Below are 26293 nucleotides of genomic sequence, written 5' to 3' on the forward strand. Positions count from 1 at the left end.
ATCTTCACAGGCTCTTAACGAGCCCCGCCGACCCACCCGAAACGAGCCATGCAGACACCAGACGGATCCAGACCCGCCCCCACCCCAGCCCACCCCACACCCGACAAGCGGCACCTGCGCACCGCACTGGCCGGACTCACAGGCCTCCTACTCGGAGCAGCCATCACCGCCGCAACCGCCTCGACCCTCTGGCCACACACACCGACCACCCCCCTACGCCCACTGGAAGCAGCCCCCGAAACCGACCCCGTCCGCAGCGGAAACCTCCAGTTCGACACAACCGGCCTACGCTGCGGCATCACCACCATCGTCGGCACCCACGGCGAACACTGGGCCAAAGGCCGACTCTGCCGCATCCGCCTCACCATCACCTCCCAGGACTCCGTCTTCGGCCAGATCGACAACGAACTCCACCGACTCGCCCTCGACAACGGCACCGAACTCACCCTCGACCGCGAAGCCACCCAGATCAAACGCCAGCCATTACGCACCGAAGTCGCCGCACACGGCACCATCACCTACGACCTCTGGTACGACCTCCCCCGCAACCGACACCCCACCGCACTGCGCGTCCGCGCAAACGACACGGAGCCCCCGGCCACCATCCCGCTCCCCCAACAGGACTGGACCGAAGGCTCCGCCTGATCACACAGCCAAAACGCGCCCGGCGCTACTACCGCGCCTTCTTCTCCTCAGAGTCCTGAATGACCGCCTCGGCGACCTGCTGCATGGACATCCGCCGATCCATCGAGGTCTTCTGGATCCACCGGAAGGCAGCCGGCTCCGTCAGCCCGTACTCCGTCTGAAGGACGGACTTCGCCCGGTCCACCAGCTTCCGCGTCTCCAGACGCAGAGTGAGGTCGGCGACCTCCTTCTCCAACTCCTTCAGCTCCGTGAACCGCGACACCGCCATCTCGATGGCAGGCACGACGTCACTCTTGCTGAACGGCTTGACCAGGTACGCCATGGCACCGGCATCCCGGGCCCGCTCGACCAGATCCCGCTGGGAGAACGCCGTCAGCATCAGCACCGGGGCGATGGACTCCTCGGCGATCTTCTCGGCCGCCGAAATACCGTCCAGCTTCGGCATCTTCACATCGAGGATGACAAGGTCGGGCTTGTGCTCACGGGCCAGCTCGACGGCCTGCTCACCGTCACCGGCCTCGCCGACGACGGTGTACCCCTCTTCTTCGAGCATCTCCTTGAGATCGAGCCGGATCAGTGCCTCGTCCTCGGCGATGACGACACGGGTCGTCAGCGGAGGCACGTGCGACTTGTCGTCGTCGGGCGCGTCTACGGGCTGGGGCGACTCGGGGGCGGTCACGGGGGCTCCTCGTTCAGGGGCATGGGTGCTGCTGACAAGAGCCTACCTAGCTGCGGTATGGTGGACGGGCAGTGGGTCGAGGTAAACCTTCGATTTGCTGGGCCCCGGTAGCCCAATTGGCAGCAGGCAATGGATTCAAAACCCATACAGTGTCGGTTCGAGTCCGACCCGGGGCACTTTTCCTTCGATTCCAAGGTCAGCCTGAGAAGCGGATGTCCACGTTCTCGTGAACATCCGCTTTTTGCTGCGTGTCGTCGCGATCACTCTCACAGAGTGATCACATGTACGACGCCAGCACACGTAAACGATCCCTGGCGCTGGTCGCCCAAGGACGCAGCCTGAACTCGGTGAGTAAGGAGGTGGGCATCTCTCGGGCGGCGATCCGCTCCTGGCAGCACCGCCTCGAGCCACTGCCACGCATGGCTCCGCCGGACCCCGGACCACCTGCTGACGAGCGCGCGTACGCCTACTTGTTGGGCCTTTATCTCGGCGACGGCTGCCTCAGCGCCCATCCTCGCGGCACCGGGTACCACCTCAGGATCGCGTGCGCCGACGCGTGGCCCGGACTGATCCAACAATGCCGCGAGGCCATCATGAAAGTACGCCCCGACATCAGCGTCTACACGCTCCAGAAACAAGGCTGCGTAGCGGTGACGAGTTACTCCCGACACTGGCCATGCCTCTTCCCTCAACACGGCCCCGGCAAGAAGCACGAGCGCGCCATCGCCCTCGAGCCCTGGCAACAGGAAATCGTCGACTCTCACCCTTGGGACTTCATCCGAGGCCTCATCCACTCCGACGGCTGCCGTATCACCAACTGGACGACCCGCATCGTCGGCGGTGAGCGCAAGCGCTACGAATACCCCAGGTACTTCTTCACCAACGTGTCCGACGACATTCGCCGGCTCTATACGGACACCCTCGACAAGCTCGGCATCGAGTGGACGCACTGCACCCGCAACGGCAACCCGTACAACATCTCCGTCGCCCGCAAAGCCTCCGTAGCCCTCATGGACACCCATGTAGGCCCCAAGCACTAGCCCCACCTCAAAGGGCCCCTCCTCAAGAGGGGCCCTGCGCCTGCGACTTGGGGCTGTCGTCCTCGCCGATGTGATGCACCCCCCTCTTATGACTCCATGGACATATAGTGTCGCTGATCAACAGTCAGGCATGGAGGTGCCACTTGCGGAACAAGACCAAGGCAGCAATAGTCGGTAGCGCTGCAGCAATAGCTGTCATGGCAACGACAACCCCTGCGGCCGCCACCGACACGATGGTTTGTACCACCACCGGGGCGTATGGTTGGGCTGCCGTCACCGGCTGACACAACGGCACCACGAGCACAGTCACTGTCACGCTGGCCGTTAAGGACACGTCGAGCGATCGCCATCACGTCAGGGTTCGGCTCGTCACTAAGGCTGCCGGGGGAACCCTGATTCCGTTCCAGTGGCGCTACAACTACGACGGGAACAACGGTACTACCAAAACCTGGGACACCACCGCCCAGCAAGACGGCGGAATGTGGAACGTTGGAGTTCAGGTTGCCAGGTACGAAGGTGAAACACAGATGAACCAATGCACTGACTGGGCCATCTCTACCTGACGCTGACCTGTGCCGCGAAGGCCCTACAGCCATCACCGGAAGGCTGCAGGGCCTTCGCCGTATGCGGCGGCGCGTAGAAGCCTTAACCGAAGAACCCGCCATCGCCGTTCGTCAGCCTCGACGGAAAGCTGCCACACGCATCCTCACCGTCAGTCCTGCCCCCCGATGCGATGGACGCGCACGAGATTCGTGGTGCCGGGGACGCCCGGGGGGGAGCCTGCCGTGATGATGACGGGGTCACCTTTTTCGCAGCGCCCGTACTTCAGCAGCAGCTCATCCACCTGGTCGACCATCGCGTCCGTCGATTCCACATGCGGACCGAGGAACGTCTCCACACCCCACGTCAGATTCAGCTGGGACCGCGTCGCCGGTTCCGGCGTGAAGGCCAGCAGTGGGATAGGTGAGCGGTAGCGGGACAGGCGGCGGGCGGTGTCGCCGGACTGGGTGAAGGCGACCAGGAACTTCGCGCCCAGGAAGTCGCCGATCTCGGCTGCCGCGCGGGCCACGGCGCCGGCCTGGGTGCGGGGCTTGTTGCGTTCGGTCAGGGGCGAGAGGCCTTTGGCGAGGATGTCCTCCTCGGCCGCCTCGACGATCTTCGCCATCGTCCGGACCGTCTCGATCGGGTACTTGCCGACGCTCGTCTCACCGGACAGCATCACCGCGTCCGTGCCGTCGATGACGGCGTTCGCCACGTCCGAGGCCTCGGCCCTCGTCGGGCGGGAGTTGTCGATCATCGAGTCGAGCATCTGGGTGGCGACGATGACCGGCTTGGCGTTGCGCTTGGCCAGCTTGACGGCGCGCTTCTGGACGATCGGGACCTGCTCCAGCGGCATCTCCACGCCCAGGTCGCCGCGGGCGACCATGATGCCGTCGAAGGCAGCCACGATGTCGTCGATCGCGTCGACGGCCTGCGGCTTCTCCACCTTGGCGATGACGGGGAGGCGGCGGCCCTCCTCGTCCATGATCCTGTGCACGTCCTCGATGTCGCGGCCGGACCGGACGAAGGACAGCGCGATGACGTCGAAGCCCGTGCGCAGCGCCCAGCGCAGGTCGGCTTCGTCCTTCTCCGAGAGGGCGGGGACCGATACTGCGACGCCCGGCAGGTTCAGGCCCTTGTTGTCGGAGACCATGCCTCCTTCGACCACCGTCGTGTGGACGCGTGGTCCGTCGACGGACGTGACCTCCAGGCACACCTTGCCGTCGTCGACGAGGATGCGTTCGCCCGGGGTGACGTCGGCGGCGAGGCCGGAGTAGGTGGTCCCGCACTGCTGGCGGTCGCCTTCGGCGCCCTCTTCCACGGTGATGGTGAAGGTGTCTCCGCGTTCAAGGAGTACGGGTCCTTCGGTGAAGCGGCCGAGGCGGATCTTCGGGCCTTGAAGGTCGGCGAGGATGCCGACGCTGCGGCCGGTCTCGTCGGAGGCCTTGCGTACGTGCTGGTAGCGCTCCTCGTGGTCGGCGTAGCTGCCGTGGCTGAGGTTGAATCGGGCGACGTCCATTCCGGCGTCGACCAGTGCCTTTATCTGGTCGTACGAGTCGGTGGCAGGGCCCAGGGTGCAGACGATCTTCGCTCGGCGCATGTTTCGACTCTATGACTTACCGGCGGGTAGGGAATTGGCCGCGTATGACTACTCAACAACCTTTGCGTGAAGGGCTATTGACAAGTGTTGAATTGTGCGGCGGGGTGCTCCGATGAGCGTTCGAAGCACCCCCAGTACGCCATCACGTCATCGCCATTCGGATGCGATCGCAAGAGAATTCGAAATCCCGCGCCGTGTATTCACAGCCGCGGCGGCGCCATCGTAAAGCGGGCGTTGACCTGCGCGTAGACATGCTGCCGCTGGGGTTCGAGATCGAGGGGGGCGGCCCCGGCGTCCTCCGCGGCGCCGTAGGCCATGGAGCGCATGCGGCTGCCGGGGGCCTGCGGGTAGGGCGGCGGGGCGTTCTCCGCGCCGATGTCGGCGAGTTCCACCAGCGCGGCCAGGGAGGTCCCCAGTGCTTCCGCGTACTCCCGCGCCCGCTGCACCGCCTCCCGTACCGCCTGCTGCCGCGCTTCGCGGTGGGCCGGCGAGTCGGGGCGCAGGGCCCAGTAGGGGCCGTCGACGCGGGTGAGGTCCAGGTCGGCCAGGCGTGTGGTGAGTTCGCCGAGCGCCGTGAAGTCGGTGAGTACGGCGGTGATGTGGACGCGGCCGTGGTAGGCGTGGACGCGCTCGCCGCGTCCCTTGTCCTTCAGTTCGGGGCTGATGGAGAAGGCGCCGGTCTCCAGTCGCTCGACCGCGTCGCCGTAGGTCTTGACGAGGTCGAGAACGGTGGTGTTGCGGCGTGTGAGGTCGTCCAGGGCGGCACGGCGGTCCTTGCCGCGGGAGGCGACGGTGACGCCGATGCGGGCGATCTCGGGGTCGACCTCGAGGCGGGCTTCGCCGCGGACGGCGATGCGGGGGGCGTCGGGGGTGCCGTAGGGGACGGCGGGCTGAAGTTCCTCTGATGGGGCGGTCATACGTCCCACTCTGTCATTGCTTGCCGGGTTACAGGACCCCGTGGGTCATCAGATCGAAACCTGCGGGGTCTGTTGCTGCCTGCCATGGCCAGGTCAGAATCTACGCGCGTTGTTGACCATTCGCCTGGGAGAAGCACCATGCCGTTGAACCGCCGGAAGTTCCTGAAGAAGTCCGCCGTGACCGGAGCGGGGGCGGCGCTGGCCACGACGGTGGCCGTCCCGGCGGCGCAGGCCGCTGAGGCGGCGAAGGGCTCGCGGCCGGCGAAGCGGTACTCGCTGACGGTGATGGGCACGACCGATCTGCACGGCAACATCTTCAACTGGGACTATTTCAAGGACGCGGAGTACGCGGACGCCAAGGGCAATGCAAAGGGTCTGGCGCGCGTCTCGACGCTGGTGAGCCAGGTCCGTGAGGAGAAGGGCCGCCGCAACACGCTGCTCATCGATGCCGGCGACACGATCCAGGGCACCCCGCTGACGTACTACTACGCGAAGGTCGACCCGATCACCGCCAAGGGGGGCCCGGTCCACCCGATGGCGGCGGCGATGAACGCGATCGGGTATGACGCGGTGGCCCTTGGCAACCACGAGTTCAACTACGGCATCGAGACGCTGCGCAAGTTCGAGGAGCAGTGCGACTTCCCGCTTCTGGGTGCGAACGCGCTGGACGCGAAGACGCTGAAGCCCGCGTTCCCGCCGTACTTCATCAAGAAGTTCTGCGTGCCGGGCGCCCCGCCGGTGAAGGTTGCGGTGCTCGGTCTGACCAACCCGGGTATCGCGATCTGGGACAAGGCGTACGTCGAGGGCAAGATGGTGTTCCCGGGTCTGGAGGAACAGGCCGCGAAGTGGGTGCCGAAGCTGCGCTCGATGGGTGCGGACGTGGTGGTCGTGTCGGCGCACTCCGGTTCGTCCGGTACGTCGTCGTACGGTGACCAGTTGCCGTACATCGAGAACTCGTCGGCGCTGGTGGCCCAGCAGGTGCCGGGCATCGACGCGATCCTCGTCGGACATGCGCACACGGAGATCGCGGAGCTGCTGGTCACGAACGAGAAGACGGGTAAGACGGTCGTGCTGTCGGAGCCGCTGTGCTATGCGCAGCGACTGACCCTGTTCGACTTCGAGCTGGTCTTCGCCAAGGGCCGCTGGACGGTCGAGTCGGTGAAGGCAACCGTGCGTGACTCGAAGACGGTCGCCGACGACCCGAAGATCACCAAGCTGCTGAAGGACGACCACGACATCGTCGTGGAGTACGTCAACCAGGTCGTCGGCAAGGCGACCGAGAAGCTGACAACGGTCGACGCCCGCTACAAGGACGCCCCGATCATCGACCTGATCACCAAGGTCCAGGAGGATGTGGCCAGGGCGGCGCTGGCGGGCACGGAGTACGCCTCGCTGCCCGTCATCTCCCAGGCCTCCCCCTTCTCCCGCACCTCGGAGATCCCGGCCGGCGAGGTGACCATCCGGGATCTGTCGAGCCTGTACGTGTACGACAACACGCTGGTCGCGAAGCTGATGACGGGCGCGCAGATCAAGGCGTACCTGGAGTATTCGGCGGAGTACTTCGTGCAGACGGCGCCGGACGCGGCGGTCGACGTCGACAAGCTGACCAATGCGAACAACCGTCCGGACTACAACTACGACTACGTGTCGGGGCTGTCGTACGAGATCGATGTCGCCCAGGCGGCCGGTTCGCGGATCAAGAACCTGTCCTACAACGGTGCCGCTCTGGACGACGCCCAGCAGTTCGTGTTCGCGGTGAACAACTACCGGGCGAACGGCGGTGGCGCGTTCCCGCATGTGGCGTCGGCTCAGGAGCTGTGGTCGGAGTCGACGGAGATCCGCACCCGGATCGCGGAGTGGGTGACCGCGAAGGGCCTGCTGGACCCGAAGAACTTCGCGTCGGTGGACTGGAAGCTCACGCGGAACGGTACGCCGGTCTTCTAGACGACAGGGCCTGGGCCCGCGGTCGTCTCGTCGGGAGCCTCAGATCCCGTCCATCAGTGGTGTCAGCACCTTCGGCTGACGCGCGGACGGGATCCGGGGCTCCTGCTGCTGGAGGCCGAAGGTGGTGAAGGCCGTACGCGTGGGGAGGGGGTAAGTCTCCTTGCCGGTCACGGAGTTGAGGATGGCGGCGCTGCGCCAGGCGGCGAGGCCGAGGTCGGGGGTGCCGACGCCGTGGGTGTGGCGTTCGGCGTTCTGGACGTAGACGTTGCAGCCGGAGCCGGTGACGGACGGGTCCATGATCAGGCGGTACTCGTCGTCGATGCGGGGGCGTTCCCGGCTGTCGAGGCGCATATAGGGGTCGAGGCCGGCGAGGATGCGGCTGAGGGGGCGTTCGCGGTAGCCGGTGGCCAGGACGACCGCTTCGGTGGTGAGGCGCGAGCGGGTGTTCTGGTGGATGTGCTCCAGGTGGAGTTCCAGCTTGGTCGTGGCGATACGGCCGGCGGTGCGGACGCGGACGCCGGGGGTGAGGACGGTGTCGGGCCAGCCGCCGTCCAGGGAGCGGCGGTAGAGCTCGTCGTGAATGGCGGAGAGGGTGTCGGCGTCGATGCCCTTGTGGAGCTGCCACTGGGAGGCGACGAGCTGGTCGCGGACCGGTTCGGCGAGGGCGTGGAAGTAGCGGGTGTAGTCGGGCGTGAAGTGCTCCAGGCCGAGCTTGGAGTACTCCATGGGCGCGAAGGCATCGGTACGGCCGAGCCAGTGCAGCCCCTCGCGCCCGGCGGGGCGGCGTCGGAGCAGGTCCAGGAAGACCTCGGCGCCGGACTGCCCCGACCCGATGACGGTGATGTGTTCGGCGGCGAGGAGCCTCTCGCGGTGGTCGAGGTAGTCGGCGGCGTGGATGACGGGGACGCCGGGCGCCTCGACGAGGGGCCTGAGCGCGTCGGGAACGTCCGGTTCGGTGCCGACGCCCAGGACGATGTTCCTGGCGTACGTACGGCCGAGCGCCTCGGCCTCCCCGTCGGGGCCGAGCTGGGTGAAGTCGACCTCGAAGACGTCGCGTTCGGAGTTGAACCGGACGGCGTCGACCTGGTGGCCGAAGCTCAGTGCGGGGAGGTTCTCGCAGACCCAGCGGCAGTAGGCGTCGTATTCGGCGCGCTGGATGTGGAAGCGCTCGGCGAAGTAGAAGGGGAAGAGCCGGTCGCGGGACCTGAGGTAGCTGAGGAAGGACCAGGGGCTGGCGGGGTCGGCGAGCGTCACCAGGTCGGCGAGGAAGGGGACTTGGATGCGGGCGCCCTCGATGAGGAGGCCGGGGTGCCAGGCGAAGGCGGGTCGCTGCTCGTAGAAGACGGCGTCGAGGTCGTCGAGGGGGTGGGCGAGGGCGGCGAGGGAGAGGTTGAAGGGGCCGATGCCGATGCCGACGAGGTCGCGGGGGGTGTCGGGATCCCGGGGGGTGTCGGGGTCGTGGCGTGGGGGTGTCCTGAGGGTCGGCTGAGGGCCGGTGTCGGGTACTGCGCGCAGGCCGGCGCCGGGGCCTGTCTGGGGGCGGGCGTAGGCGCCTGTCTGGGGGCGGGTGTGGGGGTTGGGCTGGGGGCTCATCCGGGGGTGTTTCCTTCCACCAGTTTCAGGAGGGCGGCCAGGTCGTCCGGGCGCGTGTGGGGATTGAGGAGCGTGGCTTTGAACCACAGGCGCCCGTCTATCCGGGCCCGCCCGAGAACGGCACGGCCGTCGGTGAGGAGCCTTCGGCGTACGGCGGCGACGGCGGCGTCGGTGGCGTGTGCGGGCCGGAACAGGACCGTACTGATGGTGGGCGGGTCGTAGAGCTCGAACCCGGGGTGGTCGTGGACGAGGGCGGCGAACTCGTGGGCGTGGTCGCAGACTTGCTCGACGAGTCGGCCGAGTCCGCTGCGGCCGAGGGTCTTGAGGGTGACGGCGATCTTGAGGACGTCGGGCCGGCGGCTGGTGCGCAGGGAGCGGCCGAGCAGGTCGGGCAGGCCCGCTGCGGTGTCGTCGTCGGCGTTGAGGTAGTCGGCGCGGTGGTGGAGCACGGCGAGGTCGTCGGGGTCCCTGACGGTGAGGAGACCGGCGGCGACGGGCTGCCAGCCGAGCTTGTGCAGGTCGAGGGTGACGCTGTCGGCGGCGTCGAGGCCGGTGAGCCGGTCGCGGTAGCGGTCGCTGAAGAGGAGGCCTCCGCCGTAGGCGGCGTCGATGTGGAGCCGGGTGCCGTGCGCGGCGCACAGGGCGGCGATCTCGGGGAGGGGGTCGATGAGCCCGGCGTCGGTGGTGCCCGCGGTGGCGGCGACCAGGTGCGGGCCGGGCAGCTGGGTGAGGGCCTCGTCGAGGGCGACGGGGTCGAGGACGCCGGCCGGGGCGGGCACGACGACGGGTTCGGGCAGTCCGAGCAGCCAGGCGGCGCGGGGCAACGAGTGGTGGGCGTTGGCCCCGTGGACCAGCCGGACACCGGCGCCCTGGGCTTCTCGGGCGAGGAGGAGGGCCAGTTGGTTGGACTCGGTGCCGCCGGTGGTGAGCAGGGTGATGCCTCCCCTCTGCCCTCCCCTTTGCCCTCCCTCACCGACGAACACCTCCGAGGCGAGCACCCCCATCACCAACGCCTCCAGCTCAGACGCTCCGGGCGCCTGGTCCCAGGAGTCCAGCGAGGGGTTGAGGGCCGAGGCGGCGAGGTCGGCGGCGGTGGCGAGGGCGAGGGGCGGGCAGTGGAGGTGGGCGACGCAGAGGGGGTCCGAGGGGTCGGTGGCGCCCGCGGCGAGGGCCCGGACGAGGTTGTGGAGGGCGTCCGGGTCGCCCTCCTCCGGGAGGACGTCGCCGACCGCCTCCCGCATGCGCGCGGCGACCGCGTCCGGGCCGCCCGATGGCAGTGGTCCCCCGCGGGCGCGGGCGCCCTCGCTCAGCGCGTCGAGCACGGTGTCGAGCAACGGCCGCAGGGCGTGGGGACCTTCAGGGCCTGAAGCGAGCGACGGCGGCGTGCTCATCGTGTCCTCCCGGGCGCAGGGCAAGAGGGACTTCCAGCTTGTACCCGGATGCGTGATCGCGCCCGAAAAGCCCAACGATCGGAACCCGAAAGGAGGTACTTGCGTGCGGGGAAAGCGTGTCGGGAGTGGTGTGGCGTGGGTGACGGAGTAAGGGGCGGCGGTCCTGGGAAGATCAGCCCGCCGCATCACCCGTAGCCACGAGCGGTGCCCTACGCCGCCTGCACCGGCCTCACTCGCCCTCCCGCACGCGCAACGCCCGTGCCAGGTCGTCGAGGTGGTCGGCGAGCCTGCGTCGCAGGGCGGGGATCGGCTCGCCGTCGCGCAGGCACTCCTCGCCCAGCCGCAGGGCGGCGGCGTCGACGGCGTACACCGGGAAGGCGCAGCGGCCGGCGGCGTCGGCGATGGCGGGGCCGCGGCGGGCGCCGACGGCGATCGCGTCCTGGTAGTAGCGCGGCACGTACTGCCGTACGAGGTCGGCCTGTTCGGGCTGCCAGAAGCCCTGCGCGGTGGCGATGAAGAGGTAGTTGGACAGATCGGTGCCGTCGTCGGTGGCGAACATGGCGTCCCAGGCCCTCGCCTTGGCCTCCGCATCGGGCAGGGCGGCCCGGCAGCGGGCGGCGCCCTCCTGGCCGGTGGCGCTGGGGTCGCGCGCCAGCTCGGCGGCGATGGCGGCCTCGTCGACGGCCCCGAGGACGGCGAGGCGGCTCAGGACGCGCCAGCGCAGTTCGGGGTCGAGTTCGGGTCCGCCGGGCACGGTGCCGTCGGCGAGCCAGGCGGCGATCGTGTCCGGGTGGGCGGCGACGTCGACGAAGTGGCGTACGGCGATCAGACGCAGCCCGGGGTTGTCGCCGTCCTCGGTGCGGCGGATGAGATCGCGGCAGAGGGAGGAGAGGGTGGACAGGGCTGCCGGACGTTCCTCGGGGGTGACGTAGCGGTCGGCGACCTGGGCGGTGGCGAAGGCGAGGACGCCCTGGACGACGGCGAGGTCGCTCTCGTGCGGCAGGTGGGCGCGGGCGGCCTCCAGGTAGGCGCCGGGGGCCAGTTCGCCGTCGCGGACGGCGTCACGCAGGGCGTTCCAGACGAGCGCGCGGGTGAGCGGGTCGGGCAGCCCGGCGAGGCTCGTACGGACGGTCTCGAAGGATTCGGGTTCGAAGCGGACCTTGGCGTAGGTCAGGTCGCCGTCGTTGAGCAGCAGCAGTGCCGGGCGCTTACCGATGGGCTGCGGGGCCGCCTGCGGGACGTCGAGGTCGAGGCGTTCGCGCAGGACGAGATGGCCCTCGTTGTCGCCGAGGTCCAGGTCGTACAGGCCGACGGCGATGCGGTGCGGGCGGCTGCCGGCGCGGTCGACGGTCAGGGTGTAGGTGCCGTTCTCGCCGGGGGTGACGGCCGGGGTGAGGGTGTCGACGCCGGTGGTGCGCAGCCAGGCGTCGGCCCAGGAGTGGACGTCGCGTTCGGTGGCGGCGGCGAGGGAGTCGACGAAGTCGGCGAGGGTGGCGTTGGCGAACTTGTGGCGGGCGACGTGGGTGTTGATGCCGGTGAGGAAGTCCTTCTCGCCGAGCCAGGCCACCAGTTGGCGCAGCGCCGAGGCGCCCTTGGAGTAGGAGATGCCGTCGAAGTTGAGCTGGGCCGTGGCGGTGTCGTTGACGCCTTCGGGGGCGACGGGGTGGGTGGAGGGCCGCTGGTCGGCGTCGTAGCCCCAGGCCTTGCGGGCGACGCCGAAGTCGGTCCAGGTGTCGGTGAAGCGGGTGGCCTCGGCGCAGGTCTGGTAGCCCATGTACTCGGCGAAGGACTCGTTCAGCCAGATGTCGTCCCACCAGCGCAGGGTGACGAGGTCGCCGAACCACATGTGGGCCATCTCGTGGGCGATGACCATGGCACGGGTCTGGCGCTCGGCGTCGGTGACGGCGGAGCGGTAGACGAACTCGTCGCGGAAGGTGACGAGTCCGGGGTTCTCCATCGCGCCGGCGTTGAACTCGGGGACGAACGCCTGGTCGTAGGAGTCGAAGGGGTAGGGCTCTTCGAACTTCTCGTGGTAGCGGTCGAAGCACGCGCGCGTGACCTCGAAGAGCTCGTCGGTGTCCGTGTCGAGGTAGGGGGCGAGCGAGCGGCGGCAGTGCAGGCCGAAGGGCAGGCCGCGGTGTTCGGTGTACACGGAGTGCCAGGGGCCGGCGGCGACGGCGAGGAGGTAGGTGGAGATCAGCGGGGTGGCGGCGGCCTGCCAGCGGCCGTCGTCGAGGTGTTCGGTGATGCCGTTGGCGAGGACGGTCCAGCCCTCGGGGGCCTTGACGGAGAGGTCGAAGACGGCCTTGAGGTCGGGCTGGTCGAAGGCGGCGAAGACGCGCTGGGCGTCGTCCATGCACAAATTTGTGTAGAGGTACGTCTCGCCGTCGACGGGGTCGGTGAAGCGGTGCATGCCCTCGCCGGTGCGGGAGTAGCGCATGGCCGCGTCGACGCGCAGTTCGTGCTTACCGGCGGTGAGGTTCTTCAGGGGCAGCCTGTTCTCGTCCAGGGTCTCGGGATCGAGGGGGTGTCCGTCCAGCGTGACGGAGCGCAGCTCGGCCGGCTTGATCTCGACGAAGGTGTCCGTGTCCGCGTGGTCCGCGCGCGTGGTGAACCGGATGACGGTGCGGGAGTCGAAGGTCTCGTCCCCGGTGGTCAGATCGAGTTCGACCGTGTAGCGGTGGACGTCGAGGAGCTGGGCACGGGTCTGCGCTTCGTCGCGCGTCAGTACGGACATGCAGGACATGCTGCCTGATGCCGCTGGCGAGGCACAGGGGCGGATCAATAAGTGCGCTATGTCCGGTCTTTGGCCCGGTCTGCGCAGGGCCGGTCCTTGGCCGAGGTCGCCGCCGGGCTGTCGCGCTGCGGTGGGACGCGGGTGTCGTGGTGGGGCAGGGCGGGGCGGTGGCGGGGTTCCTGGCCGCCGGGGTCGTCCTTGACGAGGGCGCGTAACTCGCGGACCTCGTGCTCCAGCGCGCGTTGGCGCTGGTAGGAGTCGTACAGGTAGCGGATTTTGGTGCGCAGCGCCCAGGGCTCGATGGGCTTCATGACCAGGTCGGCGACGCCGAGTCCGAAGGCGGTGGCGGTCAGTTCGTGGTCCGCGCCGAAACCGGTGAGCAGGATGACCGGTATGTGCTGGGTCTGTTCCAGGCGCCGCATGTAGCGCACCACGTCCAGGCCGCTGACGCCGGGCATCCGGACGTCCAGGAGCAGCAGGCCGACCTGCCCGCGGAGCACCTGCTTGAGCGCCTCGTCACCGCTGGTGGCACGGGCGAGCCGGTAGCCCAGCGGGGCCAGGGCGCTCTCCAGCGCGTACAGCGTGTCCTCGTGGTCGTCGACGATGAGGATCTTGGCATCCGACGGCATGGCCCGACGTCCCTCCCGGCGTGGACATCCAGGGTGTGTCCGGGCGCTGACGGGGAGTGCGTGTCAGCTTGCATGGAGTGCACAGCGCAGCATGCCGGGCCTGGGCCGCCGTGTCACTCCCTCGGGAGGGCCGATCGAGGTCAGTTCGCCGTGGGCGCAGCGCCGTTGATGGTGTCCTCGGCGATGCTCTCGTGGTGCCTGATCACTTCGGCGATGATGAAATTGAGGAACTTTTCAGCGAAAGCCGGGTCGAGCTTGGCGTTTTCGGCGAGGGTGCGCAGGCGGGCGATCTGGCGGGCCTCGCGGGCGGGGTCGGCGGGCGGGAGCTGGTGCTTGGCCTTGAGGTGGCCGACCTGCTGGGTGCACTTGAAGCGTTCGGCGAGCATGTGGACGACGGCCGCGTCGATGTTGTCGATGCTGTCGCGCAGCCGGGCGAGCTCCTCGCGGACGGCGGGGTCGACGGCGCCGGGAGACGTGTTGCTGGTGGTCATGAGGGCCCAGCCTACGGGGCCGCTCACGTGGTCATTCGTTCGATCACGGGTGGATCGTCGGGGTCGGGGACCTGGTTGCTCCAGCCGCCGGGGACGGTGCGGCCCTGCTGGGCCCGGAAGCGGACGGGGGCCATGCCGACGCGGCGGGTGAACAGGCGGGAGAAGTAGGCAGGGTCGTCGTAGCCGACGCGGCGGGCGACGGCGGCGACGGGCAGCTCGGTGGCGGCGAGGAGTTCCTTGGCGCGGCCCAGGCGGATGCCGAGCAGATAGTCCTTGGGGCTGCAGCCGGCGCCGCGCCGCACGGCGGTGCGCAGGTCGGCGAGGGTCATGCCGTGCCGGGCGGCGTGATCGGCGACGGTCAGCGGCAGGCACGCGTCGCGGGCGAGGGCCTTGAGGACGACGTCGCCGTCCGGCGCGAGGTCGGCACGCGCGCGTCGCAGGGCGACGAGGAGTTCATGGACGGCGGCGCCGGTCTCGACCTCCAGGAGGGGGTTGTCCCGGCGGGCGGCGCGCGCCATGCGTCCGATGACGGCACGCGGGCCGGAGGCGTCGGAGAGGGGCACGACGGGGCGGTCCGGTTCGATGTAGCCGAGCTCGGTGTACGAGGCGGTGGCGGGCCCGGCGAAGTCGACGAAGCCCTCGTCCCAGCCGGTCCCGGGGTCGGGCGCGTAGTGGTGCGGCACTCCGGGGGTCAGCCACAGCAGCGCGGGCGCGGTGACGGTCGTACGGCGGCCGTCGGGGCCCTCGTACCAGCCGCCGCCCGCGTTGATGACGACGGCGACGTGGTGGTCGAGGGTGCGGGGGCCGACCGTGGGCAGGGCGCCGTACTGCAGGCCGACGCCGAGGCAGACGAGGCCGAGCCGGTGATGGGCCGGGCCGGGCGTGAAGAACCGCATCCAGGTGTGGTACATCCGCGGTCCCTCCCACTGCGTGCGGTTTTCCGTCCAAGCAGCGCCGATCTTTGTCCATGGACGTGATCACCGCCAGAGGTGAGGGTGGGGCGCATGAGCGAGTTCAGGGTGGGGGACACGGATTTCCTGCTGGAGGGGCGGCCGGTGCGGCTGCTGTCCGGCGCGCTGCACTACTTCCGGGTGCACGAGGCCCAGTGGGGGCACCGGCTGGCGATGCTGCGGGCGATGGGCCTCAACTGCGTGGAGACGTATGTGCCGTGGAACCTGCACGAGCCGAGGCCGGGGCACCATCGGGACGTGCGGGCCCTGGGCCGGTTCCTGGACGCGGCCCGGGCGGCGGGGCTGTGGGCGATCGTGCGCCCGGGGCCGTACATCTGCGCCGAGTGGGAGAACGGCGGCCTGCCGTACTGGCTGACGGCCGGGTTCGGCACGCGCGTGCGTACCCGCGACGAGCAGTTCCTGCACCGCGTGCAGCGCTGGTACCACTACCTCCTGCGCGAGATCGTGCCCCGGCAGATCGACCGCGGCGGACCGGTGATCATGGTCCAGGTCGAGAACGAGTACGGCAGTTACGGGTCCGACGCGGCGTACCTGCGGTGGCTGGCCGATCTGCTGCGGACCAAGGGCGTCACGGTCCCGCTGTTCACCTCGGACGGCCCCGAGGACCACATGCTCTGCGGCGGCTCGATCCCGGGGGTCCTGGCGACGGTGAACTTCGGCTCCCACGCGCGCGAGGCCTTCGAGAGCCTGCGCCGGCACCGTCCCGACGGTCCGCTGATGTGCATGGAGTTCTGGTGTGGCTGGTTCGACCACTGGGGCGGCGAGCATGTCGTACGGGATCACCGGGACGCGGCGGCGGCCCTGCGGGAGATCCTGGAGTGCGGGGCCTCGGTCAATCTGTACATGGCGCACGGCGGCACCAGTTTCGCCGGGTGGGCGGGCGCCAACCGGGGCGGCGGCGCGCTGCACGACGGGGCGCTGGAACCCGATGTGACGTCGTACGACTACGACGCCCCGATCGACGAGTACGGCCGCCCCACGGCGAAGTTCTGGGCCTTTCGCGAGGTCCTCGCCGAGTACGCCGAAGGCCCGCCGCCCGAAGTCCCGCCCGCGCCCGCCCCGTTGGGCGCGCCGGCCGAGGCGGTCCTGGCCGACTGGGCTCCCCTGGGCGACGTATTGGAGACGCTGGGCGGCCCCGAGACGTCCGGTCCTGTGCCGCCCACCTTCGAGGAGCTGGGCGTCGAGCGGGGCCTGGTGCGGTACGAGGTGGCGGTGCCGGGGCCGCGGCAGCCGTACCCGCTGACGGTGCGCGGGCTGCGGGACCTCGCCGTGGTGTACGTCGACGGGGAGCGGGCCGGGGTGCTCACCGAGGACGACGCGAGCCTCAAGGAGCCCGTCGCCGGGTACGCGCGCGTGGAGCTGTGGGTGGAGTCCCTGGGGCGGGTCAACTACGGGCCGCGGCTGGGCGAGCCCAAGGGGATCACCGGGGGCGTGCTGCACGAGCGGCAGTATCTGCACGACGTACGCGCGCGTGGGCTGCGGCTGGAGGCGCTGGACGACGTCGAGCGGGTCCGGGCGGTGCCGTCGCGGGAGCTGCCCGGCGACGGTGCCCCAGGTCTGTACCGGGGCACCGTCACGGTGCGGGGCGCCGGTGACGCCCGCCTGGAGCTGCCGGGCTTCACCCGCGGGTTCGCGTGGATCAACGGCTTCGGTCTGGGCCGTTACTGGTCCACGGGCCCGCAGCACTCGCTGTACGTCCCGGGGCCCGTCCTGCGGGAGGGCGGCAACGAGGTGTGGGTGCTGGAGCTGGCGGAGACGGCCCGGTGGGGGTCCGGCGAGGCGGGTGCCCCGGTGCTCCGGGCCGTCTGACGCAGCCCTGCTGACGCGCTCCTGGTACGGAGCCTGTCTACAGGGCGTTCGCCGCGCGGGCGATGTCCTTCGCGAAGGTGCTGACCTCGGTGTAGACGCCGGGCACACCGGTGCGGGCGCAGCCGTCGCCCCAGCTGACGATGCCGACCTGGATCCACTTGCCCGCGTCGTCCTTGCGGAACATGGGGCCGCCTGAGTCACCCTGGCAGGTGTCGATGCCGCCGCTCTGCCAGCCGGCGCACAGTTCCTCCTTCGACACCAGCCGGTTCCCGTAGTGGCGCTTGCACACGCGGTCGGCGACGAAGGGAACGGTGGCCTTCTGGAGCTTGGTCGTGCCCGTGCCACCACCCTCCTGGGTGTCGCCCCACCCGGCGATCGTGAACATGCCGCGGTTGTAGCGGTCCGTGGTGGCGATCTTCAGCGTCGGCTTGTCGATGGGCCGGGCGAGCTTGATCAGCGCCCAGTCCTTGCCGCTGCCGTCGTAGCCCGGGGCCACCTTGACCTTGGTCGACTTGACCTTGATCGCCGCGGAGGAGTCGAGGTCGTTGACACCCGCGGTGACGGTGATGCTGGTGTTGTTGCCGGAGCCGTCCATGCAGTGGGCGGCGGTCAGCACGACGTCCTTCTTGTAGAGCGCCCCGCCGCAGCCCATGGAGAGATGGACCATGAACGGGAACTCGCTCTGCGCGGCGGGCGTTCCCCCGACGACACGGGTGGACGCGGCCTGCGCGCTGAGGGGCTGAAGGGAGGCGACCGCGAGGGCCACGGCACCGACCGCCGCGGCTCTTTTGGCCAGGGTTATGCCGCTTCTCTTCGGCGAGCTAAGGGTCAACGTACGTCCTTTCATGGCGTGTTGAGCGGCCCGCAGTATGAAGATCAGGTGGCATGCTTGACAAGGACGGATCTCACGTCCCGGGCATGGAACCTCGCCGGGGAAAAACCCCTCACATCCCCGTAGAGTGGAATCGGGTTCAAGGCGTCTTGGGGGTACGGGCGTGGCGAACGGCGGACCGGTCCAGCACGGCTTCCCACACCTTCAGACGGTGCGGGCCTCGATCACCGCGCTCTACAAGCGGCTGTCGTACGACACCGTCCAGACGTTCGCGACCAGCGTGCTGCCGGCCGATGTGGCGTTCTGCGACACGGATGATCTGTATCTGGGCGCGCAGCGGGTGGCCCGCGAACTGGTGCGGCACTACCGCCTGCCGGACGCCCGGCTGGTCGTCAGCTTCCGGGAGATGAACCACGCGGCCAGCGTCGAACTCGCCGCCGGGCCCGAGTACTTCGTCGAGCTGAACGACCGCTTCCGCACCCACCGACGGGACATCGGGGCGGCGCTCGCCCACGAGGTGATGCATGTGTACCTGCACCGCCTGGACCTGTCCTTCCCCGGGACCCGGGAGAACGAGATCCTCACCGACACGGCGGCGACGTATCTCGGCGCGGGCTGGCTGCTCCTCGACGCGTACCGGGAGGACGCGGCGTCCTCGCAGAAGCTGGGGTATCTGACGCCGGAGGAGTTCGGGTACGTCCTCGCCAAGCGGGCGCTGGTCTTCGCCGAGGATCCGTCGGTGTGGTTCACCAGTCCGCAGGCGTACACGGCGTATGGGAAGGGCATGGCCGAGGCGCGGCGCGACGAGCAGCAGCCGCCGCTGACGGCGGCCGGCTGGGCGGGGCGCCGCCGGTACGCGCGCGATCGGCGGCATGCGCAGGAGCGGCACGGGGTCGAGGCCGGGGCCGGGGCCGGGGTCCGGCCGGGGGCGCCGTATGTGTTCACGCCGGACGGGACGGGGCCGCTGCGGGTGTCGTTTGCGTGTCCGACGTGTCAGCAGCGGATTCGGGTGCCGGTGCGGGGGCGGGTTCGGGCGCGGTGTGGGTTGTGCCGGACGGTGCTGGAGTGCGACACGTAGGGTTCTTCGCCCCCGCCGCCCCTACCCGTCCCATCCTGAAGGGGCTCCGCCCCTTCGACCCCGCCAGGGGGCTGCCGCCCCCTGGACCCCCGCTCCTCGAACGCCGGAGGGGCTGGATTTCCCCTCACGCCCCGTACACCGCCCCCGGCACTCCCGCCTCCCCCAACAGCTTCAGCGCCGTCTCCCCCGCCTCCTCCGGCGTCCACCGGGCCCCCTTGTCCACCGTCGGCCCCGCCCGCCAGCCCTCCATGACCGTGATCCGGCCACCCTCCGCCTCGAAGACCCTCCCCGTCACGCCCTCGCTCGCCGCCGAGCCCAGCCAGACGGCCAACGGGGAGACGTTCTCCGGGGCCATGGCGTCGAAGCCCGCGTCGGGGGCCGCCATCGACTCCGCGAAGGTGCGTTCCGTCATGCGGGTGCGGGCGGCCGGCGCGATCGCGTTGACCTGGACGCCGTAGCGGGCCAGCTCGGCCGCCGCGACCAGGGTCAGGGCGATGATGCCGGCCTTCGCGGCGCTGTAGTTGGCCTGGCCGAGCGAGCCCAACAACCCTGCCCCACTGCTCGTGTTGACGACCCGGGCGACCGGGGTCCGGCCCGCCTTCGCCTCTGCCCGCCAGTGCGCCGCCGCGTGCTTCAGGGGGAGGAAGTGGCCCTTGAGGTGGACCCGTACGACCGCGTCCCAGTCGTCCTCGTCGAGGTTGACCAGCATCCGGTCGCGTAGGAAGCCGGCGTTGTTGACGAGGGTGTCGAGACGCCCGTACGTCTCCAGCGCGGCCGCCACCAGGGACGCCGCCCCGGCGCTCGTCGCGATGTCGCCACCGTGCGCGATCGCCTCGCCGCCCGCCGCCCGGATCTCGTCGGCCACCTGCTGGGCGGGGTTGTCGACGGCGACCTGCCGGGCTGGACCGCCCTCGGCCACCTGCCGGGCTGGACCGCCCACGGCGACCTGCCGGGTGGGGCCGTCGGCGGCCACCTGCCGGACGGGGCCGTCGGCCGCCACCTGCCGGACGGGGCCGCCCGCGGCGACCTGCCGGGCAGGGCCGTCGGCCGCCACCTCCCGGGCAGGGCCGCCCTCGGCCACCTCCCGGGCTGGAGCGCCCACGGCGACCTGCCGGTCGAGCCCGTCGGCGGCCATCCGTCCGGCCGGGTCGTCGGCGGCCGGCGTGCCGTCGAGGCCGACCCCGAGGTCGTTGACGACGACCTTCGCCCCCGCCGCGGCGAACGCGAGCGCGTGTGCGCGGCCAAGGCCCCGGCCCGCGCCGGTGACGACCACGACCCGCCCTTCGCAGATCCGGCTCATGTCATGCCTCCTTGTTGACCGTTGCGGCGTCCAGGAACGCGGGCCGCTCGCCCCCGCCGTGCACGAGCAGGCTCGCCCCGCTGATGTAGGCGGCGGCGTCGGAGGCGAGGAAGACGGCGGCCGCGCCCACGTCGGCCGGTTCGGCGAGGCGACCGAGCGGGACGGTGCGGGAGACGCCGGTGATGCCGTCCTCGCCCCCGTAGTGGAGATGCGACTGCTCCGTGCGGACCATGCCGACGACCAGGGTGTTGACCCGGACCTCCGGTGCCCACTCCACCGCCATCGAGCGGGCCAGGCTCTCCAGCCCGGCCTTGGCCGCCCCGTACGCCGCCGACCCGGGCGACGGACGGCCGCCGCTGACGCTGCCGATCATCACCACCGAGCCCCGCACACGCCTCAGGTGCTCGTACGCGGCCAGGGACGCCGTCAGCGGAGCGACGAGGTTCAGCTCGATCACGCGCGCGTGCCGCTCGGCGTCCGCGTCCGTCAACCGTCGGTACGGTGTGCCACCCGCGTTGTTGACGAGGACGTCGAGGCGCGGCAGGTCGGCGAAGAAGGACCGTACGGCTGCCGGGTCGCGGAGGTCGAGGGGCCTGAACTCCGCCCCGGACAACGGGACTTCGGGTGGTCTGCGCGCGCAGACCACGACGTCCGCGTCGGCCTCGGCGAAGGCCTTCGCCGTGCCGGCACCGACGCCCCGGGTACCGCCCGTGACGACCACGACCTTCCCGTCCAGCCCCATTCCCGGCTACCCTTCACCTAACAAACGTTTGGTGGAAAGGTAGCTGATGCGGCCATGGGTGTCTCCACCTCGTCCCCGGAAAAAGGGCCCGAAAAAAATGGAATCGCCGTCGTCACGGTCGACTTCCCCCCGGTGAACGCCCTGCCGGTGGCGGGCTGGTTCGCCCTGGCCGACGCCGTGCGGGCGGCGGGACGCGACCCGGAGGTGCGGTGTGTCGTCATCGCGGGCGAGGGGCGCGGATTCAACGCGGGCGTGGACATCAAGGAGATACAGCGGGACGGGCACAGCGCGCTGATCGGCGCCAACCGCGCCTGCGCGCAGGCCTTCGGGGCGGTGTACGACTGCGAGGTGCCCGTCGTCGCGGCCGTGCACGGCTTCTGCCTGGGCGGCGGTATCGGCCTGGTGGGCAACGCGGACGCGATCGTGGCGAGCGAGGACGCCACCTTCGGGCTGCCCGAGCTGGACCGGGGAGCACTGGGCGCGGCCACCCATCTGGCCCGGCTGGTCCCCCAGCACCTGATGCGCGCGCTGTACTACACCTCGCGCACGGCGACCGCGGCCGAGTTGCACGCGCACGGCTCGGTGTGGCGGGTCGTGCCGCGCGAGGAACTGCGCGCCGCGGCCCTGGAGCTGGCCCGCGAGATCGCCGCCAAGGACGGGCAGCTGCTGCGCCTGGCCAAGGCCGCCATCAACGGCATCGATCCGGTCGACGTGCGCCGCAGCTACCGCTTCGAACAGGGCTTCACCTTCGAGGCAGGACTCAGCGGGGTGGCCGACCGGGTCCGTGACACCTTCGGCAAGACGGATGAGGGGGCGTAGGTGAGTGACAAGACGATGACCGCCGACCAGGTCGTCTCCCTGCTGCACAGCGGCATGACCCTCGGCATCGGCGGCTGGGGCTCGCGCCGCAAACCCATGGCCCTGGTCAGGGCAGTGCTCCGGTCCGATGTCACCGACCTCACCGTCGTCTCGTACGGCGGCCCGGACGTCGGCATGCTCGCCGCCGCCGGCCGGATCCGGAAGCTGGTCGCCCCCTTCGCCACCCTCGACTCCATCCCCCTCGAACCGCACTTCCGCGCGGCCCGGGAGCGCGGCGCCTTCGAGCTGATGGAGATCGACGAGGCGATGTTCATGTGGGGCCTGCACGCGGCCGCGAACCGGCTGCCCTTCCTGCCGGTGCGGGCCGGGATCGGTTCGGATGTGATGCGGGTCAACCCGGGCCTGCGGACGGTGACCTCGCCGTACGACGACGGGGAGACGTTCGTCGCCATGCCCGCGCTGCGGCTCGACGCGGCCCTGGTCCACGTCAACCGCGCCGACCGGCTGGGCAACGGGCAGTATCTGGGCCCCGACCCGTATTTCGACGACCTGTTCTGCGAGGCGGCCGACGCGGCGTACGTCTCGTGCGAACGGGTCGTCGACACCGCCGAGTTGACGAAGGACGCGGCCCCACAGTCGCTGCTGATCAAGCGGCACACGGTGACCGGTGTCGTCGAGGCCCCGAACGGGGCGCACTTCACGTCCTGCGCGCCCGGCTACGGCCGGGACGAGGCGTTCCAGAAGACGTACGCGACCACGCCGTGGCCGGAGTTCGCGGCGCGGTTCCTCGGCGGGGACGAACAGACGTACCAGTCGGCGGTCAGGGAGGGGTCATGACGGAGGTCCCCCGCACGCCCCTTCTCCCGGCCACCCGCGCCGAGTACTGCGTGATCGCCTGCGCCGAGGCCTGGCGCGACGCCGGTGAGATCCTGGCGAGCCCGATGGGCCTGATCCCGTCCGTGGGGGCCCGGCTGGCACGGCTCACGTTCTCGCCGGACCTGCTGCTGACCGACGGCGAGGCGATGCTCGTCCGCCCGGACGGGACGACCGAGGGCTGGCTGCCGTACCGGCAGCACCTGGCCCTGGTCACCGGTGGCCGGCGGCACGTGATGATGGGCGCGAGCCAGATCGACCGGTACGGCAACCAGAACATCTCGTGCGTCGGCGACTGGGAGCAGCCGAAACGGCAGCTGCTCGGGGTGCGCGGCGCGCCGGTCAACACCCTCAACAACCCGACCAGTTACTGGATCCCGCGGCATTCGCGCCGGGTGTTCGTCGAGAAGGTCGACATGGTGTGCGGGGTGGGCTACGACCACGCGGGCGGCGCTCGCTATCACCGCATCCCCCGTGTCGTCTCCGACCTCGGCGTCTTCGACTTCGCCACGCCCGACCACGCGATGCGTCTGGCCTCGCTCCATCCGGGAGTCACGCCGGCGCAGGTCAGGGAGGCGACCGCGTTCGACCTGGTCGTCCCGGACGACGTGCCGCCGACCCGCGAACCCACCGCCGCCGAACTGCGCCTCATCCGCGAGGTCATCGACCCGGCGAACACCCGCGCCAGGGAGGTCGGCGCGTGAGGGAGACGCCGCTGACCCGGCTGGTCGGTGTCCGCCACCCGATCGTGCAGACGGGGATGGGCTGGGTGGCGGGCCCCCGGCTGGTCTCGGCGACGGCGAACGCGGGTGCGCTGGGCATCCTGGCCTCCGCGACGATGACCGTCGACCGGCTCCGTGAGGCGATACGCGAGGTCAGGTCCCGTACGGACGCGCCGTTCGGCGTGAATCTGCGCGCGGACGCCTCGGACGCCGGCGACCGGGTCCGCGTCCTGATCGACGAGGGCGTGCGCGTCGCCTCCTTCGCTCTCGCGCCCTCCCCCGGGCTGATCGCCGAGCTCAAGGACGCGGGCGTGATCGTCATCCCCTCGATCGGCGCCCGGCGGCATGCCGAGAAAGTCGCGGCTTGGGGTGCGGACGCGGTGATCGTGCAGGGCGGGGAGGGCGGCGGGCACACCGGTGAGGTGGCGACGACGGTACTGCTGCCGCAGGTGGTCGACGCCGTGGACATACCGGTCGTGGCGGCGGGCGGTTTCTTCGACGGCCGGGGACTGGTCGCGGCGCTGGCCTACGGAGCGGCGGGGGTCGCGATGGGCACGCGGTTCCTGCTGACGTCGGACTCGACGGTGCCGGATGCGGTGAAGGCGCGGTATCTGGCGGCGACGGTCCGGGACGTCACCGTCACTACGGCCGTGGACGGCCTGCCCCACCGCATGCTGCGTACGGAGCTGGTCGACGCCCTGGAGCGCTCGGGCCGTGCGAGGGCTCTCCTCCAGGCGGTCCGCAGGGCGGCGGGCTACCGGAAGCTCTCCGGCACGAGCTGGCGCCGGATGGTCCGGGACGGTCGTGCGCTCAGGCACGGCAAGGACCTGAGCTGGAGCCAGGTCCTGCTCGCCGCGAACACGCCGATGCTGCTGAAGGCGTCGATGGTGGACGGCCGTACGGATCTGGGGGTGATGGCGTCCGGGCAGGTCGCCGGGGTAATCGATGACCTGCCGTCCTGCGCGGAACTGGTGGAGCGGATCATGAAGGAGGCCGAGGAGGTGCGGGAGCGCCTCCAGGACTGACAGCTACAGCCTCTCGTTGATCGTCACGTTCGTCCGCGCCCTCGCACATCGGCACCACCCCGACGGCCCCCTCGGTCCCGCCGTCGTCAAAGCCGCTCAACGATCGTCACGTTCGCCTGCCCGCCGCCCTCGCACATCGTCTGCAGCCCGAACCGGCCTCCGGTGCGCTCCAGTTCGTGCAGCAGGGTCGTCATCAGTTTCACTCCGGTCGCGCCCAGGGGGTGGCCCAGCGCGATGGCACCCCCATTGACGTTGACCTTCTCCGGGTCCGCGCCGGTCTCCTTCAGCCAGGCCAGGACGACCGGAGCGAAGGCCTCGTTGATCTCGACGAGGTCGATGTCGTCGATGGACAGGCCGGTCTTCTTCAGGGCGTGGGCGGTGGCGGGGATGGGGGCGGTGAGCATGCGGATGGGATCCTCACCGCGCACCGAGAGGTGGTGCACCCGGGCCCGGGGCGTGAGCCCATGCTCGCGCACCGCCCGCTCCGAGGCCAGCAGCATCGCCGCCGCGCCGTCGGAGACCTGCGAGGAACAGGCGGCCGTGATCGTGCCGCCGTCGATGACGGGCTTCAGCCCGGCCATCTTCTCCAGGGAGGTGTCCCGGCGCGGCCCCTCGTCGACGGCGACCCGGCCGTAGGGCACGAGCTCCCGCTCGAAGCGGCCCTCGTCGATCGCCCGCAGCGCTCGCCGGTGCGAGCGCAGGGCGAACTCCTCCTGGTCCTGCCGGCTGATCCCCCACTTCGCGGCGATCATCTCGGCGCCGACGAACTGGTTGACGGGCTTCTCCCCGTACCGCGCCCGCCAGCCCTCGCTGCCGGCGAAGGGGCCCGCCGTCAGCCCCAGCGGCTCGGCGGCCTGCCGGGTGGCGAAGGCGATGGGGATCATCGACATGTTCTGCACGCCGCCCGCGACCACCAGGTCCTGGGTGCCGGACAGCACGCCCTGCGCCGCGAAGTGCACGGCCTGCTGCGAGGACCCGCACTGCCGGTCCACGGTCACGCCCGGCACCTCCTCGGGCAGCCCGGCGGCCAGCCAGCAGGTCCGCGCGATGTCCCCGGCCTGCGGCCCCACGGCGTCCAGACAGCCGAAGACGACGTCCTCGACGGCGGCCGGATCCATGCCCGCGCGCGAGACGAGTTCCTTGAGGACATGCGCGCCCAGGTCGGCCGGATGGACCCCGCTGAGCCCTCCTGCGCGCCGCCCGACGGGCGTACGGACCGCTTCGACGATGTAGGCCTCGGCCATGGCAACCCATCTCCCTCACAGATAAGGGCACATCAACGGCTACTGACGGCTATTCACGTACGGCGATCCCGTCCAGCACCATCGACAGGTACTGCCGGGCGATCTCCTCCGGGCTGTGCTGTCCGCCGGGCCGGTACCAGGACGCGGCGACCCACACCGTGTCCCGCACGAACCGGTAGGTCAGCCGGACGTCGAGGTCGGACCGGAACACCTCGGCCGCGACCCCGCGCTCCAGCGTGGACAGCCACGCCTTCTCGAACCTGCGCTGCGACTCGGCGAGGAACGCGAACCGCTCCTGCGCCACCAGCTGTCTGTTCTCCTTCTGGTAGATCGCGACGGCGGCCCGATGCCGGTCGATCTCCCGGAACGACTCGGTGACCAGCGCCTGAAGCGTCTCGCGCGGGTCCAGCTCGGCCTCCAGGACGGCGTCGTAGCCACTCCACAGCTCGTCGAGGAAGGTCCGCAGGATCTCCTCCAGCATCGACTCCTTGGAGTCGAAGTGGTAGTAGAGGCTGCCCGCGAGCATGCCCGCGTGGTCGGCGATCTTGCGAACGGTGGTGGCGTTGTAGCCCTGCTCGGCGAAGACCTCGGCGGCGGTGTCGAGGAGTTCGCGGCGCCTGACGGCTGCGGCGGTCACCTGGGGCTTCTTCTTGGTCGGCACGGGGTCCATTG

General features: G+C 70.3%; 23 protein-coding genes and 1 tRNA gene. 10 read left to right on the forward strand and 14 right to left on the reverse strand.

The features are described from left to right. Positions 1 to 48 precede the first annotated feature (48 nt). Positions 49 to 645, forward strand: coding sequence for a hypothetical protein (locus PBV52_RS11395; protein WP_274238201.1), 597 nt, complete (start codon positions 49 to 51; stop codon positions 643 to 645). A gap of 28 nt (positions 646 to 673) precedes the next feature. Here PBV52_RS11395 and PBV52_RS11400 read toward each other — a convergent pair whose 3' ends face one another. After that, complete coding sequence (locus PBV52_RS11400; protein WP_128429102.1) at positions 674 to 1324, reverse strand: ANTAR domain-containing response regulator; 651 nt, start codon at positions 1322 to 1324, stop codon at positions 674 to 676. A 101-nt stretch (positions 1325 to 1425) separates the two neighbouring features. Between PBV52_RS11400 and PBV52_RS11405 the strand changes: the two genes are divergently transcribed. Together PBV52_RS11405 and PBV52_RS11410 are read left to right on the forward strand one after the other, a co-directional pair. Then, a tRNA-Leu gene (locus PBV52_RS11405) sits at positions 1426 to 1500 on the forward strand. 105 nt (positions 1501 to 1605) lie between these two features. Further along, entirely contained in the window at positions 1606 to 2364 is a 759-nt protein-coding gene (locus PBV52_RS11410; RefSeq protein WP_274238202.1) for a helix-turn-helix domain-containing protein, read from the forward strand. Between the two features lie 712 nt (positions 2365 to 3076). Here the strand turns inward: PBV52_RS11410 and pyk are convergent. Further along, positions 3077 to 4504 (reverse strand): pyruvate kinase, encoded by a 1428-nt coding sequence (pyk, locus tag PBV52_RS11415; RefSeq protein ID WP_274238203.1) that lies wholly within the window; start codon positions 4502 to 4504, stop codon positions 3077 to 3079. A gap of 200 nt (positions 4505 to 4704) precedes the next feature. After that, positions 4705 to 5421 (reverse strand): SIMPL domain-containing protein, encoded by a 717-nt coding sequence (locus tag PBV52_RS11420; protein ID WP_274238204.1) that lies wholly within the window; start codon positions 5419 to 5421, stop codon positions 4705 to 4707. A 138-nt stretch (positions 5422 to 5559) separates the two neighbouring features. On the opposite strand from PBV52_RS11420, the gene PBV52_RS11425 reads away from it, so the two are divergent. Next, positions 5560 to 7365 (forward strand): 5'-nucleotidase C-terminal domain-containing protein, encoded by a 1806-nt coding sequence (locus PBV52_RS11425; RefSeq protein WP_274238205.1) that lies wholly within the window; start codon positions 5560 to 5562, stop codon positions 7363 to 7365. Positions 7366 to 7404: 39 nt separating this feature from the next. On the opposite strand, the gene PBV52_RS11430 is transcribed toward PBV52_RS11425, so the two are convergent. From PBV52_RS11430 to PBV52_RS11455, 6 genes are all read right to left on the reverse strand, one after another. Beyond that, positions 7405 to 8958, reverse strand: coding sequence for a lysine N(6)-hydroxylase/L-ornithine N(5)-oxygenase family protein (locus PBV52_RS11430; protein WP_274238206.1), 1554 nt, complete (start codon positions 8956 to 8958; stop codon positions 7405 to 7407). Then, positions 8955 to 10349, reverse strand: a complete 1395-nt coding sequence (locus PBV52_RS11435; protein WP_274238207.1) for an aminotransferase class V-fold PLP-dependent enzyme — start codon at positions 10347 to 10349, stop codon at positions 8955 to 8957. The genes PBV52_RS11430 and PBV52_RS11435 overlap by 4 nt, the downstream gene beginning before the upstream one ends. A gap of 229 nt (positions 10350 to 10578) precedes the next feature. After that, positions 10579 to 13086 (reverse strand): aminopeptidase N, encoded by a 2508-nt coding sequence (pepN, locus tag PBV52_RS11440; RefSeq protein WP_274238208.1) that lies wholly within the window; start codon positions 13084 to 13086, stop codon positions 10579 to 10581. A gap of 56 nt (positions 13087 to 13142) precedes the next feature. After that, positions 13143 to 13715 carry a two-component system response regulator gene (locus tag PBV52_RS11445; RefSeq protein ID WP_274238209.1) on the reverse strand — a complete coding sequence of 191 codons (573 nt, stop codon included), beginning with the start codon at positions 13713 to 13715 and terminating at the stop codon, positions 13143 to 13145. A gap of 140 nt (positions 13716 to 13855) precedes the next feature. Further along, positions 13856 to 14206, reverse strand: coding sequence for a chorismate mutase (locus PBV52_RS11450; protein ID WP_274238210.1), 351 nt, complete (start codon positions 14204 to 14206; stop codon positions 13856 to 13858). A 23-nt stretch (positions 14207 to 14229) separates the two neighbouring features. Next, the gene (locus PBV52_RS11455; RefSeq protein WP_274238212.1) at positions 14230 to 15117 is read right to left on the reverse strand and encodes an AraC family transcriptional regulator; all 888 of its coding nucleotides are present in this window, start codon (positions 15115 to 15117) and stop codon (positions 14230 to 14232) included. A 93-nt stretch (positions 15118 to 15210) separates the two neighbouring features. Here PBV52_RS11455 and PBV52_RS11460 point away from each other — a divergent pair, with 93 nt between their 5' ends. Continuing rightward, entirely contained in the window at positions 15211 to 16986 is a 1776-nt protein-coding gene (locus PBV52_RS11460) for a beta-galactosidase family protein (RefSeq protein WP_274238213.1), read from the forward strand. A gap of 37 nt (positions 16987 to 17023) precedes the next feature. Here PBV52_RS11460 and PBV52_RS11465 read toward each other — a convergent pair whose 3' ends face one another. Then, the gene (locus PBV52_RS11465) at positions 17024 to 17833 is read right to left on the reverse strand and encodes a trypsin-like serine protease (RefSeq protein ID WP_275947839.1); all 810 of its coding nucleotides are present in this window, start codon (positions 17831 to 17833) and stop codon (positions 17024 to 17026) included. A gap of 148 nt (positions 17834 to 17981) precedes the next feature. Between PBV52_RS11465 and PBV52_RS11470 the strand changes: the two genes are divergently transcribed. Further along, positions 17982 to 18896, forward strand: coding sequence for a hypothetical protein (locus PBV52_RS11470; RefSeq protein WP_274238215.1), 915 nt, complete (start codon positions 17982 to 17984; stop codon positions 18894 to 18896). Between the two features lie 124 nt (positions 18897 to 19020). On the opposite strand, the gene PBV52_RS11475 is transcribed toward PBV52_RS11470, so the two are convergent. Continuing rightward, positions 19021 to 20196, reverse strand: coding sequence for an SDR family oxidoreductase (locus PBV52_RS11475; protein ID WP_274238216.1), 1176 nt, complete (start codon positions 20194 to 20196; stop codon positions 19021 to 19023). Between the two features lies 1 nt (position 20197). Then, positions 20198 to 20938 (reverse strand): SDR family oxidoreductase, encoded by a 741-nt coding sequence (locus tag PBV52_RS11480; protein WP_274238217.1) that lies wholly within the window; start codon positions 20936 to 20938, stop codon positions 20198 to 20200. Between the two features lie 54 nt (positions 20939 to 20992). Here PBV52_RS11480 and PBV52_RS11485 point away from each other — a divergent pair, with 54 nt between their 5' ends. From PBV52_RS11485 to PBV52_RS11500, 4 genes are read left to right on the forward strand one after another with little or no spacing between them, the layout of a single operon-like run. Further along, positions 20993 to 21757, forward strand: a complete 765-nt coding sequence (locus PBV52_RS11485) for an enoyl-CoA hydratase family protein (RefSeq protein WP_274238218.1) — start codon at positions 20993 to 20995, stop codon at positions 21755 to 21757. Beyond that, positions 21758 to 22594 carry a CoA transferase subunit A gene (locus PBV52_RS11490; RefSeq protein ID WP_274238219.1) on the forward strand — a complete coding sequence of 279 codons (837 nt, stop codon included), beginning with the start codon at positions 21758 to 21760 and terminating at the stop codon, positions 22592 to 22594. Further along, complete coding sequence (locus PBV52_RS11495) at positions 22591 to 23334, forward strand: CoA-transferase subunit beta (RefSeq protein WP_274238220.1); 744 nt, start codon at positions 22591 to 22593, stop codon at positions 23332 to 23334. The genes PBV52_RS11490 and PBV52_RS11495 overlap by 4 nt, the downstream gene beginning before the upstream one ends. After that, positions 23331 to 24377, forward strand: coding sequence for a nitronate monooxygenase family protein (locus PBV52_RS11500; protein ID WP_274238221.1), 1047 nt, complete (start codon positions 23331 to 23333; stop codon positions 24375 to 24377). Before PBV52_RS11495 ends, PBV52_RS11500 begins: the two co-directional genes overlap by 4 nt. An 86-nt stretch (positions 24378 to 24463) precedes the next feature. Here the strand turns inward: PBV52_RS11500 and PBV52_RS11505 are convergent, their stop codons facing one another. Together PBV52_RS11505 and PBV52_RS11510 are read right to left on the reverse strand one after the other, a co-directional pair. After that, positions 24464 to 25621 carry an acetyl-CoA C-acetyltransferase gene (locus PBV52_RS11505; RefSeq protein ID WP_274238222.1) on the reverse strand — a complete coding sequence of 386 codons (1158 nt, stop codon included), beginning with the start codon at positions 25619 to 25621 and terminating at the stop codon, positions 24464 to 24466. A gap of 49 nt (positions 25622 to 25670) precedes the next feature. Next, entirely contained in the window at positions 25671 to 26282 is a 612-nt protein-coding gene (locus PBV52_RS11510) for a TetR/AcrR family transcriptional regulator (RefSeq protein WP_274238223.1), read from the reverse strand. Positions 26283 to 26293 lie beyond the last annotated feature (11 nt).

Source organism: Streptomyces sp. T12, assembly GCF_028736035.1.
Taxonomy (GTDB): domain Bacteria; phylum Actinomycetota; class Actinomycetes; order Streptomycetales; family Streptomycetaceae; genus Streptomyces.